The 12,236-nt window shown below is 69.2% G+C and carries 11 protein-coding genes; 8 read left to right on the forward strand and 3 right to left on the reverse strand.

The genetic code is table 11. The features are described 5' to 3' along the window. The first annotated feature begins 56 nt into the window (after nt 1-56). The gene (locus GF068_RS01985) at nt 57-1,409 is read left to right on the forward strand and encodes a hypothetical protein (RefSeq protein WP_153817585.1); all 1,353 of its coding nucleotides are present in this window, start codon (nt 57-59) and stop codon (nt 1,407-1,409) included. A gap of 3 nt (nt 1,410-1,412) precedes the next feature. On the opposite strand, the gene GF068_RS01990 is transcribed toward GF068_RS01985, so the two are convergent. Both GF068_RS01990 and GF068_RS01995 read right to left on the reverse strand, forming a co-directional pair. Then, entirely contained in the window at nt 1,413-2,351 is a 939-nt protein-coding gene (locus tag GF068_RS01990; protein ID WP_153817586.1) for a tetratricopeptide repeat protein, read from the reverse strand. Then, a complete protein-coding gene (locus GF068_RS01995; RefSeq protein WP_153817587.1) occupies nt 2,348-3,826 on the reverse strand; it encodes a serine/threonine-protein kinase in 1,479 nt (492 codons plus the stop codon). Before GF068_RS01995 ends, GF068_RS01990 begins: the two co-directional genes overlap by 4 nt. Nucleotides 3,827-4,079: 253 nt before the next feature. Between GF068_RS01995 and GF068_RS02000 the strand changes: the two genes are divergently transcribed. The 6 genes from GF068_RS02000 to GF068_RS02025 all read left to right on the forward strand — a co-directional run bounded on the left by GF068_RS02000 (nt 4,080) and on the right by GF068_RS02025 (nt 10,453). Further along, the gene (locus GF068_RS02000) at nt 4,080-4,838 is read left to right on the forward strand and encodes a sugar phosphate nucleotidyltransferase (RefSeq protein WP_338046165.1); all 759 of its coding nucleotides are present in this window, start codon (nt 4,080-4,082) and stop codon (nt 4,836-4,838) included. Then, nucleotides 4,835-5,830 carry a GHMP family kinase ATP-binding protein gene (locus GF068_RS02005; protein WP_338046166.1) on the forward strand — a complete coding sequence of 332 codons (996 nt, stop codon included), beginning with the start codon at nt 4,835-4,837 and terminating at the stop codon, nt 5,828-5,830. The genes GF068_RS02000 and GF068_RS02005 overlap by 4 nt, the downstream gene beginning before the upstream one ends. Nucleotides 5,831-5,976: 146 nt before the next feature. Further along, on the forward strand, nt 5,977-6,531 hold the full coding sequence (locus GF068_RS02010; protein ID WP_153817588.1) for an ExbD/TolR family protein: 555 nt from the start codon (nt 5,977-5,979) through the stop codon (nt 6,529-6,531). Nucleotides 6,532-6,644: 113 nt separating this feature from the next. Then, on the forward strand, nt 6,645-7,286 hold the full coding sequence (locus GF068_RS02015) for a PGRP and LysM peptidoglycan-binding domain-containing protein (RefSeq protein WP_153817589.1): 642 nt from the start codon (nt 6,645-6,647) through the stop codon (nt 7,284-7,286). Nucleotides 7,287-7,307: 21 nt separating this feature from the next. Beyond that, nucleotides 7,308-7,799, forward strand: coding sequence for a hypothetical protein (locus GF068_RS02020; protein WP_153817590.1), 492 nt, complete (start codon nt 7,308-7,310; stop codon nt 7,797-7,799). Beyond that, nucleotides 7,796-10,453 (forward strand): hypothetical protein, encoded by a 2,658-nt coding sequence (locus tag GF068_RS02025; RefSeq protein WP_153817591.1) that lies wholly within the window; start codon nt 7,796-7,798, stop codon nt 10,451-10,453. The genes GF068_RS02020 and GF068_RS02025 overlap by 4 nt, the downstream gene beginning before the upstream one ends. 7 nt (nt 10,454-10,460) lie before the next feature. On the opposite strand, the gene GF068_RS02030 is transcribed toward GF068_RS02025, so the two are convergent. Continuing rightward, on the reverse strand, nt 10,461-11,615 hold the full coding sequence (locus GF068_RS02030) for a hypothetical protein (protein ID WP_153817592.1): 1,155 nt from the start codon (nt 11,613-11,615) through the stop codon (nt 10,461-10,463). A 114-nt stretch (nt 11,616-11,729) separates the two neighbouring features. Between GF068_RS02030 and GF068_RS02035 the strand changes: the two genes are divergently transcribed. After that, nucleotides 11,730-12,113 carry a VOC family protein gene (locus tag GF068_RS02035; protein ID WP_153817593.1) on the forward strand — a complete coding sequence of 128 codons (384 nt, stop codon included), beginning with the start codon at nt 11,730-11,732 and terminating at the stop codon, nt 12,111-12,113. The last annotated feature ends 123 nt before the right edge of the window (nt 12,114-12,236 follow it).

A 12,236-nucleotide genomic window follows, 5' to 3' on the forward strand; every position in this document is an offset into this window, starting at 1 on the left:
GGGCGCCGAGGGGGCGTCGAGAAACGCGTATCCTTCCGCCCCGGAGGAACCACCGCATGAAGAAACGGACCTTGCTCTTCGCCGGCGCTGCGCTCGCCCTCGGCTGCGGACCCGCCGAACCCCCGCCCCCGCCCGCAGGCAGCGCCTTCAGCGTCCGCGCCGGCGGATCGAGCTGCGACCTCGGCGCGGAGGTGGCCACGGGCGCGGACGGCCACGTGGCCGTCGTCGGCACCTTCGCCGGCACGATCGATTTCGGAGGCGGCCCGCTCGATTCGGCCGGCAGCTCCGACATCGTCTTCGCCACCTTCGACGCCGAGGGCAAACCCGGCCCAGCCGCGCGCTTCGGCGGCCCCGCGCAGGACGGGATCCCGCGCGTCGTCGCCGTCGACGGCGGATCGTGGGTGATCGCGGTGAACACCCAGACCGAGCTGGACCTCGGCGGCGGTCCGCTCACGCCTCCCGGCGCGGCGGGCGCCGCGATCGGCAAGCTCGACGCGCAAGGCAAGCACGTCTACAGCACCATGCTCGGCGCGACCGTGTCCGGGATGGCCGCCGGCGGGAGCGACGCCGTCGTCGCGACGGGCAGCTTCAGCGGCTCCCTCGTCCTCGGCGGCGAGACCCTCACGAGCGCGGGCGCGACGGACGTGTTCGTCACGAAGCTCGACGGCAAGGGCGCGCCGACGTGGTCACGCGCGTTCGGCAGCGCGAGCCTCGAGTCCGGCATGGCCGTCGCCGTGGACGGGAGCGGCAACGTGCTGCTCGGCGGCGGCCTGCTCGCGCCGGTCGATTTCGGCGGCGGAGCGACCTCCCACGCCGGAGGCGTCGACGCCGTGCTCGTCAAGCTCGACGCGAACGGCGACCACGTCTTCACGAAGACCTTCGGCGACGCCGCAGACCAGGTGATCCAGGCCGTCTCCACCGACGCGCAGGGCAACGTCTTCGTCGCCGGCCTCTTCGAAGGTCGCCTCGATTTCGGCAGCGGCGAGCTCGCCAGCCAGGGCCGCGACCTCTTCGTGGCCAAGCTCGATCCGAGCGGCGCCGAGCTCTGGTCGCGGACCTTCCGCCTCACCTCGGCCGAGTGGGACGACTCGGCCCCCCGCATCGCGGCCGATCCCGACGGCGGGCTCGTCGTCACGGGGATGTTCACCGACGCGCTGAACCTCGGCGGCGTGCCGCTCGAGGGTTTTGGACAAACCGACATCTACGTCGCGCGGTACAACGCCGCGGGCAAACATCTCGACAGCCGCTCGTTCGGGGATCCGAGCTACCAGCTCGCGGGCGGCCTCGTGGTGGATCGGACGGGCGCCGCGGTGATCACGGGCTCGTTTTACGGGACCGTGGACTTCGGTCAGGGGCCCCTCGAGAGCGCGGGCGAATGCGACATCTACCTCGCGAGGTTCGCGCCGTAGCCCTCAGAAGGACAAACGGAGCACCCCTGCCCCGCCGCCCGGCCTGGGCGTGATCGCGATCTGCACCTGCCCGGCCGGCGCCGCGCGCCAGAGCGACCCCGCCGCAAAAAGCCCCACCCCCGCGAGGCCGATCCCGGCGGCCGCCGCCACGCTCGTCGTGGACGACGCCTCGGACGCAGGCTCGCCCGCCGTGCCGCTCGTCGCGAGCCACGTCGAGAGCCCTGCGACGGACGCCATCGTCAAGCCGCCGAGGCCCACCATCAGCGCCCCGAGCGAGAGCCAGCGCCGATCCTCGATCGACATCGGCCGCGGCAGCGGCTCGAGCTGGAGCACGACGCGGCGCCGCGTGACCTCGTCCGCGAGCGGCGGCACCTCCACGTCGACCAGCGTCCCTGCCGCCGTCACGGTGACCTCCCGCCGGAACGGCCGTTTGCCCGGCGCGGTCGCCGCGAGCACGTGTTTGCCCTTCGTCACGACGAGGCCCGCGTTCCAGAGGCCTCGATCGAGCTCGCGTGTATCCCAGGTGAGGGTGAGCCCGGGCGCCCACGTGGTCTCGTCCGGGACGATCAGGTTCACCACCGCGACGCGTGGACCCAGCGCGACGAGGCGGGCCCGCGCGAACGCGGCGCGCTCCTCGGCGTGCCGCCGCCGCGCCTCCGAGGTGACCTCCTGGTACAACATGAACGCCTCGCCGAGCCGCTCCGTGTGCTCGTAACACTCGGCCAGCCGGAACGTCGTGCCCATCGCCGGATCGAGCCTCCGGCTCTCCTCCAGCATCGGACAGGCCCGCGCGAATCTGCCTGCGTCCATGAGCTCGAGCCCGCGGCGAAACAGCACCTCCGCCCGCTCCTCGGCGAGCGGCTCCCGCGCAGCCTCGCCCGCCGCGACGGACGACACGAGCGAAGCAACGAGGAGGACGTTCGTCGAGAAATACCGTTTCATTTGCGTGAACGACCAAACGGATCGGCCGCCCTCTTCGGCGGCGGCGCTTTCGGGCGCGTCTTCGTGTCGCTCGGGGGCTCGGCCGCCTCGCCCGCGCAGCCGGGCAGCGCCGCGAGGGCGCGCGGCGCGGGCACCTTCGTGGGCTCGGCCGGGACCGCGGGCGCGGCGAGCGCCCCGGCGACGGACGCGAGGTTCGGCGAGGCCTCCTCCGGTTCGACAGGGGCGCTCTCGGGCGTGGCGCGGGCCGCGACGATGTGATCCTCCCGGGAGAGCCACGCGCCCGTCCCCGCCCCGATCAGCGCCGCGACCAGCAGCGCCGCGACCACCACGCGTGAGCCTTGCTCCCGGGCCCGCTCGGCGACCGAAAACGTCCCGCCCCACGCGGGCGACGTGGACTCGCTCGTCGAGGGCGGCGTCGGCAACGGATCCTGCATGGAACGGAGCGTCGGCGTGCTCTTCATCGCCGGCCGACAAACCCGCGACGTCGGCACATCGTCCGGCGTGGGCTCGGCTGGAGGCAGCGCCGGCAGCACCGTCACGGCCGGCGACGAGGCGAAGGCGGGCCGCATTTGCTTGCTACGCAGGCTCCGCGGGGCGTCTTCCTCGGGCACGAACGGCGCGAGCGCGGCGGCGAGCGAGAGCGCCGCGTCGAAGCGATCATCGGGGTTCTTCCGCAGGCATCTTCGCACCACCGCGTCGAGCGCCGGGGGCACGTCGGGCCGGCGCACCGAGAGCGGGCGTGGCTCTCGCTCGAGGATCCCCTCGTACACGTCCGACAGGCTCCGCGCCGCGAAGGGCGCCTCGCCGGCGAGCAGCCTGTACAGGATGGCGCCGAGCGCCCAGAGGTCCGTCCGCGCGTCGACGTCCCGGGTCGATCGCATCTGCTCGGGCGACATGTAGAGCGGCGAGCCGAGGATGTCGGTCGTCCGGGTGTTCCACGACGGCACCCTCTCCTTGCCGAGGCGCTTCGAGATGCCGAAATCGAGCACCTTGACGCAGGGCGATCCGTCGGGCCTGTGCGTGAGGAAGAGGTTCGCGGGCTTCAGATCGCGGTGGATGATGCCGGCCGCGTGGGCCTCGATCAGCGCGTCGCAGGCGTGCATCACGTAGAGCACGGCCTCGTCCACGGGCAACGTCTCGCGCTTCTTGCCGAGCTGCTGCAGATCACAACCTTCGAGGTGCTCGAGCAGGATGTACGGGATCCCCCGCGGCGTCCGGCCTGCGTCGAAGACACGCGCCACGTGCTCGCTACGTAACTTCGCGGCCGCCCGTGCTTCCCGGAAGAACCGCGCGAGGGCCTGCTGGTTGCCGATCTCGGCCGGGTGCATGAGCTTGACGGCGTAGAGCGCGTCGAGCTGCGTGTGCCTCGCCGCGACCACGATCCCCATGCCGCCGACGCCGAGGACGCGCTCGACCCGGTACTTCCCAAAGAGCACGTCTCCCACCGAAACCCGCGCGAACGACGGCTCGTTCATCGGACACGTCCCCCCTCTCGGCCCTCGGGGGCTTTGCTCGGAAAGCCGAACCGCGCTCCCCGTCCCCCGGAGCTCCTTGCGTCATCTCTCTGCGCTCTCTCGTTGGATGCCCGAACCTCCCGGTTTGCCGCGCCGCGCCGCGGGGTCTCGCTCGAAAAAGTTCTGGAAACGTGGCCCGGACGGCCCTCGCCGCTCCGAACACGCACGAGTTTTTCTTCGCGGGCGAAACCCGGGCTAAGCTCCCGCGCGCGCCGTGCCGAACATCCCGTCTTCGTCCCGCCAGCAAGCCGTCGTCCTCTGCGGAGGGCTCGCCACGCGGATGTACCCGCGCACGCTCGCCGTGCCGAAGTTCCTCCTGCCGATCGCGGGCAGGCCGTTTGGCCATCACCTGCTCGCGCGGCTCGCCGAGGCGGGCTACGAGGAGGTCGTGCTCTGCATCGGCCACCTCGGCGACGAGATCCGCGCGGCGCTCGGGGACGGCGCGGCCTTCGGGCTACACGTCGTCCACGCCGACGAGGGCGAGACCCGGCTCGGCACGGCGGGTGCGATCCGGCGGGCGCTGCCGCTGCTCGGCGAGGCGTTCCTCGTGACGTACGGCGACTCCTACCTGCCCTTCGACTACGCCGCGCCGCTCGCCGACCTCGAAGCGCACGGCGAGGCGCGCGGCACGATGTCCGTCTACCGCAACGAGGACCGCTGGGACGACTCGAACTGCGAGATCGCCGCGGGCCGCGTGGCCCGCTACCAGAAACGCAGGCCCGGCGAGCCGCGCGATCCCGCGCTCGATCACATCGACTACGGCGCGATCGCGCTCCGCCGTGAGGTCATCGCGGCGCTGCCCGAGGGCCCGGGTGACCTCGCGCCCGTGCTCTCGCGGCTCGCCGCGGAGGGCGCGCTCCGGGCGCTCGTCGTGACGGAGAGGTTTTACGAAATCGGCTCCGAGGCCGGTTATCGCGAGCTCGAGGCGCTCTTCCACGCGCGTGGGGGCGCCCGAGCGGAGGACAACCCGTGATCATATCTCGCGCGCCCGTGCGCTTCTCGCTCGGCGGCGGGGGCACGGATCTCCCGGCGTATTCGACGCGCTTCGGGGGATACCTCGTCTCCGCGGCCATCGACAAATACATCTACGTGACGGCGAACAAGCGGTTCTTCCGCGACATCCGCCTCGCGTATTCGAAGACCGAGATCGTCTCCAGCGTCGACCAGGTCGAGCACCCGATCTTCCGCGAAGCGCTGCGCATGACGGGCATCGACCATTCGATCGAGCTCACGAGCGTCGCCGACCTCCCGGCGAACTCGGGCCTCGGCTCCTCGAGCGCCTTCACGGTCGCGCTCCTGAACGCGCTCCACACCTACAAGCGCGAGTTCGTCTCCTCGGAGAAGCTCGCCGAGGAGGCGTGCACCCTGGAGATCGATCGCCTCGGCGAGCCCATCGGCAAGCAGGACCAGTACATCTCGGCCTTCGGCAACGTCACGGCCTTCACCTTCGACAAGGACGGCGCCGTCCACGTCGAGCCCGTGCCTGTCCGGGACGAGGTGCTCGACGAGCTCGAGTCGAACCTCGTCATCCTCTGGTCGGGCATCGAGCGCCCGGCGCGTATCGTCCTCAGCGAGCAGGGCCAGCGGCTACGCGAGCTCGAGCCGCCCGTGATCGAGTCGATGCACCGGATCAAGGAGATGGGCCACGAGACCTACCGGATCCTGACGAGCGGCGAGATCGACCGGTACGGCGAGCTCCTGCACGTGCACTGGTCGCACAAGCGCAAGCTCGCCTCGAAGATGACGGACTCCGTCATCGACGAGCATTACGAGGCGGCGCGCAAGCACGGCGCGATCGGCGGCAAGCTCATGGGCGCGGGTGGTGGCGGCTTCTTCATGTTCTACGTCCGCCCCCAGGATCGGCGCCGCATGCTCGAGGCCATGATCGCCCGGGGCCTCCGTCCGCTCCGGTTCCGCTTCGACATGGATGGCGCCCGCATCATGGCCAACATGCACCGATCCTGAGCCAGCGGAAAATCCCGAGCGAGCCGGAAACTTCGAGCGCCCTCTCGTTGTCGAAAAAAAGCGGAACCTTGCTCCGAGGTTGGTGTCTCCTGGCCATTCCCCGAGCGCGACCGACTTCGCGCACGACGGAGGAGGAGGATATCACCATGGGCGGCGTCGACGTTGGCAGCGAGGGCGGCAAGAAGAAGGCGACGAATGCGGACATCAACATGGTCCCGTTCATCGACCTGTTGATGTGCACGATCGCGTTTTTGCTCATCACGGCCGTCTGGGTGACGAACTCTCGTATCAATGCGGACGCGCAGGTCCCCGGGCCTCCGAGCGACACGCCGCTCACCCCCACCCCGCCGGAGAAGGTGCTCAACGTGCACATCGGCGAGACCGACTTCGCGCTCGTGTGGAAGCAGGGCGCGACCGTGGTGAGCGAGATCCGCATCCCGAAGACCGAGCAGGCGATCGGTGAGCTCGTGAAATACCCCGACCTCGCGAAGAAGCTCGAGGCGGAGTGGCAGGCGAACGCCAATCACCGCGATCCGAGCGACAAGAAGCTCGATCAGGCGATCCTGCACACGGACAACCGCACGCCGTTCAAGGAGATCGTCGCGGTGCTCGACGCGCTGTACGCGACGAAGCGCACGGTCAAGCTGGAAGGCGGCGACAAGCAATTGCCCGTCTTCAACATGACCTTCGCGGCGCGTTGACCTTCCTGCTGCGAGCCTCCTGACACGGCAGACGACGACGGGCCCCGTTTACGACGGACGCGGGCCCGTGATACCCTCGCGGGCCTCCTTCCCCGGCTTGCGAGCGGAAACCCATGCCGATCCACGTCGTCCAGCAAGGCGAGTGCTTTTCGAAGATTGCCGAGCGGTATGGCTTCGGTGATTATCGCGCGCTCTACGACCACCCCGACAACGCCGAGCTCAAGAAAAAACGCGCGAACCCGAACGTGCTCGAGCCCGGCGATCGCATCGTGATCCCCGACAAGCAGCTCAAGCTCGAGGAGGGCCTCGCGACGGGCAAGGTCCACCGCTTCCGGCTGCGCCGGCCGAAGAAGGAGCTGCGCCTCCGGCTCGAAGGGCACGACGGCAAGGCGCTCGCGGGCGCGGCGTACGTGCTCGAGGTCGGCGGCGAGAAGCACGAGGGCACGACCGACGGCGACGGCAAGCTCGAGCAGCAGGTCCCCGTCTCCGAGACCACGGCCAAACTCACGATCGCCGGGCGCGTGCTCCACCTCCGGCTCGGGCACCTGAACCCGCTCGACGCGAAGGACGGCGGCATCTCCGGGGCGCAGGGGCGGCTCTTGAACCTCGGATACGCCCCGGGGCCCGCGGACGGCCTCCTCGGCAAACGCACGCGGACGGCGCTCGCTTTGTTTCAGCACGACGAGGAGCTCGAGGTCACGGGCGAGCTCGACGACGCCACGAAAAAGAAGCTCGAGGAGAAACACGGCTCCTGACGGGACCCGGAGGCACGCACGATGGAACGGTCTCACGACGTCGCGCTCGGCAACCCGCGGGGCAAGGATTTTAATACGATCGTCCTCTCCGGCGTGGATCTCACGGTCCCCCTCGAGATGGACCTCGACGACGATCCGCTGCAGGACGACGAGGTCCGCCTGCGGAGCGAGGACGGCCATTACGAAAAGATCCTCCTCGCGAGCGACGCGGACGCGAGGCCCGACCCCGACAAACGCCTCGTCCTCTACACGTTCCGCCTGGTGCCGCCGGGCGCGTATCGTATCGCCGTGCGGATCGGGGCCGAGAAATGGCTCGACGTGGTGACGGATCTCGTCGTCACGAAGCAGGGCGCGTTCCTCGGGGACAAGAAGCTCGGGACCGAGCCCGAGCGCGTGGCCGAGGAGACGGCCGAGGAGCCCGCGGACGATCCGCCCGACGAGGCGCCGGAAGAAGAAGAGCTCGGCGAGTTCGTGGACGTGAACGACGGCTTTTTCGAGGAGGGTGAGCGATGAGCGGCGACGGCGGAACCCCGAGCGACGGCGCCTCGAGCGCCGCGACCACGTATTGCGTCCCCACCCTGAAGATCACGAAGGTCGCGTGCACCGCGGGTCACCCGCTCCCGAACCTCTTCGTCCTCTTCCGAAAAACCCCGCCCAGGCCGTCGGAGCCCACGCTCAGCGCCAGGATCGCGGCGATGTTCGCGAGCGAGGAGCCCCCCGCGGGCCCCGTGCCGCCGTACGTGCTCGGCATGACGGACGCGACGGGATACCTCGGCCCGCCCATCGATCTCGCGTCGCCCACGTGTTTTGATCAGGTCCCCGACGCGTACAAGCTCCAGCAGGGGCAATCGTACGACGTGTATCTGATCCAGCACCCGAGCCTCGACCTCGCGCAGCGGATCGAGGCCGAGGTCAACGCGGGCGGGACGGCGTTCGGCCAGCCGAAGGCGCTCACCGTACGCGCGGACGCGCCGACGCTGGAGATCCCCGAGCAATCCAGGGGCCTCCTGCCGGCCGGCGCGGATCTTTATGACGGCTGGGTCCTCTACCGCGACATGCCCTTCGGGGCGTGTGAGCCGGTCAAGAAGCAGGTGCAGCGATTGCAAGCGCACCTCGGCGCGCTCCGCTACATGGTGGGCACGTCGAACTTCCCCTACCTGCCCGACGCGGGCACGGACGCCGACAAATCCGGCGGCGTGAACGACGGGATCTTCGACGTCCGCACCATGAACGCGGTGTATCGATACCAAGAGGACGCGAAATCGCGCGCGTTCCAGGTGAACGGCGGCGGCGCCTCCGGCCCTCACGCGGCCTACGTCGATTACGGGGCGAACTTCGCCGCGAAGGTGGATCGGGGCGCGCTCGCGGCCATGCAGGCCGAGCTCAAGGCGCTGAAGAAGGTCAAATCGCTGACCGAGGACCAGAAGGCGCAGAAGATCACGCTCGACGGGAAGATCAAGGCCGAGCAGGGCGACGTCAAGACCGCGACGAACATCGCGAATGCGTGGGCGTACCTCGACGGCGCCGAGATCGCGGCGCCGGCCGACAAGCCCGACGCGGCGGACGGCGTCGTCACGGCGGCGACGGGCAAGGCCATTCAAACGTGGCTCACGCAAGGGCTACGCAAGCCGGGGGCGATCCTGGTCGCGATGATCGATCCACGCGGCTGGCTGAACTGGATGCGGCCGGAGGCGGCGCAATCGCTGCACGCTTGGAGCGAGCTCGTGAAGGCGCTCGGGTTCGAGCACGGGATCTGCGTGAACCACACGTTCCGCAGCGCGCAGGTCGACATCGGCAAGGCCGGTTATGGCCGCAGCGCGCGGTCCATCCACAAGACGGGCCTCGCGATGGATCTCGGCATCGCGTCGGGCTTCGTGGACACGGTCTCGGGCTGGCCCGTGGCCTACACGCGGGAGGTCGTGGACGGCCGCGTGAAATGGCGCCTCCATGGCGCGGCAAAACAATCCCTGCCCGGCGCGGCGGACGCGGCGACGCTCGCGGCGCCGATCCTGGAGCGGCTCGGGGCGCTGCGGGACGAGCAATCGAAGACGCCCATCGCGGCGGCGATGCTCTTGCCGGCGATCGAAAAACTCGTCGCCGAGATCCAGGCGGGCCCGTCGGCCTTCTTCACGAAGTATTACCGGGCCTCGATCGAGCGCTGGATGTACGACGCCTGGCACCCCGAGGGCGGGATCAAGGGCGCCACGATGAACGCGTCCGAGTTCTTCGCCGAGCACGAGCCGGCGCACGCCGCGAAGGCGGCCGAATACGAGGCGTACCTCGACATCACGGGGGTCGGCGAGCTCGTGAACCTGGGGCGCATCAGCTCGTTCCGCTCGGGCTGGGGGCAAGCGACGAAGACGGTGAAGGCGACGGAGCTCGTGACGCTCGCGGACGCGCTCGACAAGGCGAAGACGAGCCAGACGGACGACGACGTCGTGACGGTCTCGCGCGGGAAATCGACGAAGCTGAAGTCGACGGTGCCCGCGCTGGACGCCGATTTCATGCGCCGCTGGGCGGGCACGCTGAAGGCCGCAAAGAAGGAGATCCCGAAGAGCGTCAAGACGAACACGCCGCAGCTCACGGTGACCTTGTCCTGGTCGGCCGCGAAGATCGAGGACGCGAAGAAGGTGGCGGCGAAGGTACGCGAATACGCCGACAAGCCATTTTACGGGGTCGTGTCGGACGAGTCGCAACCTCCCGTGCAATCGGGCGAGGCGTGGGCGAAGTACATCGAGGAGCGCCCCCAGGCCCTGGAGCAGCAGGCCCCGGCGAACCAGAACGTCTCGCAAAACACGGGCGCGACGGTGCCGTCGGCGAAGCCAAAGACGAGTAGCTGGACGGTGACGCTGAACCCGATCTTCGAGATCGGTTACGCAGCACCGGCAGGCGTGGCGAATGCGGCGGGCGTGGCGGCGAGCGTGCTGATCATGCCGGGCGACGCGGTCACGGTGCCGGCGCCGGGGCAGCCGATCGGAATGGAGTGGTGGCATTTCCAGCGGTCGGATCTGCTCGTCGGGGCGGACAAGACGCGCAAGCTCTGGGGCCAGTTCCTCATCGAGATCGGCTGGACGCGGGAGTGCCTGCTCGAGAACACGGGGCCGGCGCTTTATCACCGGGCTGGCGTGGGGTATCCGGAGTCGGAGCTCTCGGAGAAGGCGTACTGACCTCGCCTCAACGTGACAAACAAGCCAGGATCGCCTCCCTCGACAGCATGACGGCGCTCTCCGGCGGGCTCTCCGCCGCGCTCACGAGGGCCGCGTCGAGCCTCGAATAACAATCGGCGCCCACGCGCTCCGGGCCAAACGCCGCCACGTAGCTGATGCCTGCGTCCAGGATCGCAGCCTCCTCCGCGGGCAGCGCCACCGTTTGCCAGCTCGACGTATCGGCCCAATACCCATCCATCCAGACGAGCTCGCCGGGGATCCACGCCCCCTCGATCCAGTGCCCCTCGACCCACACGTCCACCCATTGCCCCGGGTCGCAGACCGTCTCGTAAAAATCCGTGCACTGCTCGGCTTGATACCCCGGATCACACTGGGTCTCGTAGTACCCCGCATCCACCCACACGTCGGTCCACTCCAGGCAATACCCCTCTTCGTCGATCGCGGTGCAGACGGACTCCCAGTATCCATCCTCGATCCAGACGTCGTAACAGCTCTCCTCGACCCAGACCGTCTCGCACGCCGTGCTGACGTATTCGTCCCAGCAGCCGCCGTCCTGCCAGACGGGCTCGTAATAACCCTCCACCCAGAGCTCTTCGTAATACCCTTCGGTGCGGATCCAGGCCCCTTCGACCCAGGTCCCGCTCTCGACCCAGATGTCCTGGGTCGCGTGCTCGGATTCGGTGAGCACGAGGTAAAGCGACTCCCAGACGAGCTCGCCGGTGGGCTCGACCCTCTCCGTATCGGGGTATCCCATGCCGCCGATCTTCTGGTTCCACAGGTCGAGCGCCTCGACGTCGCTGCGCAGCACCCTGTCCGCGGCGTCCGTGAACATGTCGACCCGGTTCTGCGCGGAGCCCTCGATGGGCGCCATGATCTCGGCCGAGAGCCGCCCGATCGACAGGAACGTCTCGACCTTCTCCCACGTCGGCCCCACGGCCACGACCTCGCCCGGCCCGGGCCCCTCGTCCACGCGACGCGCGAACTCGACGTCGAACGTCTGCGCCTGATGCTCGAGCGTGCCGCGGGAGAGCGTGGCATCGACCATCCGATCGAACGCCGCGAAGAACCCCGCGCTATATTCGATCGGTGGGAGCGGCCCGCGGACGAAGCAGCCGCCGAGCAGGGGGACCAAGAGCACCGGGACGGATCGAAGCAAGTTCATGGTGGCTCCTCGCAGGCAGCAGGATACCGCAAAGCCTGGAGCGTGTCGCCTCGCGCCTGCACCGTTGCCCCCGCGAGCCCCCGATGGCACGCTCACGGACCGAGGGGACGAGACATGACCGTCAAGCTGAACCACACGATCATCGCGGCGCGAGACAAGAAGGAGTCCGCCACCTTCCTCGCCGAGATCCTGGGCCTGCCCGCCCCGGTCCCGTTCATGCATTTCCTCGCCGTGCGCGTCGACAACGACGTCACGCTCGACTTCATGGATGTGCCTGGGGAGATTCACTCCCAGCACTACGCGTTCCTCGTGAGCGAGGCCGAGTTCGACGAGATCTTCGGCCGCATCCGCGCGCGCGGGCTGCCGTACTGGGCGGATCCGCGGTCGACACGGCCGGGGGAGATCAACCACAATGATGGCGGGCGGGGGGTGTATTTTCCCGACCCCGCCGGGCACCATCTGGAGATCATCACGCGGCCTTATGGGAGTGGGGGCTGAGCGATCCGCTCGCCCTCGTTGGCGCCCGCCTCACCCACCCCAACCCTCCCTCTCCACACGGTGGAGAGGGAGGGAGTTTTCGGCTTGATCCTGCGCCTTTCGCCCCCTCTCCGCCACGCGGGG

This window comes from Polyangium spumosum, assembly GCF_009649845.1.
Lineage (GTDB): Bacteria > Myxococcota_A > Polyangia > Polyangiales > Polyangiaceae > Polyangium > Polyangium spumosum.

Bases quoted from the DNA above. Each gene is read 5' to 3' on its own strand.
- GF068_RS01985 (WP_153817585.1), top strand. From the start codon at position 57: ATGAAGAAACGGACCTTGCTCTTCGCCGGCGCTGCGCTCGCCCTCGGC.
- GF068_RS01990 (WP_153817586.1), bottom strand. From the start codon at position 2,351: ATGAAACGGTATTTCTCGACGAACGTCCTCCTCGTTGCTTCGCTCGTG.
- GF068_RS01995 (WP_153817587.1), bottom strand. From the start codon at position 3,826: ATGAACGAGCCGTCGTTCGCGCGGGTTTCGGTGGGAGACGTGCTCTTT.
- GF068_RS02010 (WP_153817588.1), top strand. From the start codon at position 5,977: ATGGGCGGCGTCGACGTTGGCAGCGAGGGCGGCAAGAAGAAGGCGACG.
- GF068_RS02015 (WP_153817589.1), top strand. From the start codon at position 6,645: ATGCCGATCCACGTCGTCCAGCAAGGCGAGTGCTTTTCGAAGATTGCC.
- GF068_RS02020 (WP_153817590.1), top strand. From the start codon at position 7,308: ATGGAACGGTCTCACGACGTCGCGCTCGGCAACCCGCGGGGCAAGGAT.
- GF068_RS02025 (WP_153817591.1), top strand. From the start codon at position 7,796: ATGAGCGGCGACGGCGGAACCCCGAGCGACGGCGCCTCGAGCGCCGCG.
- GF068_RS02030 (WP_153817592.1), bottom strand. From the start codon at position 11,615: ATGAACTTGCTTCGATCCGTCCCGGTGCTCTTGGTCCCCCTGCTCGGC.
- GF068_RS02035 (WP_153817593.1), top strand. From the start codon at position 11,730: ATGACCGTCAAGCTGAACCACACGATCATCGCGGCGCGAGACAAGAAG.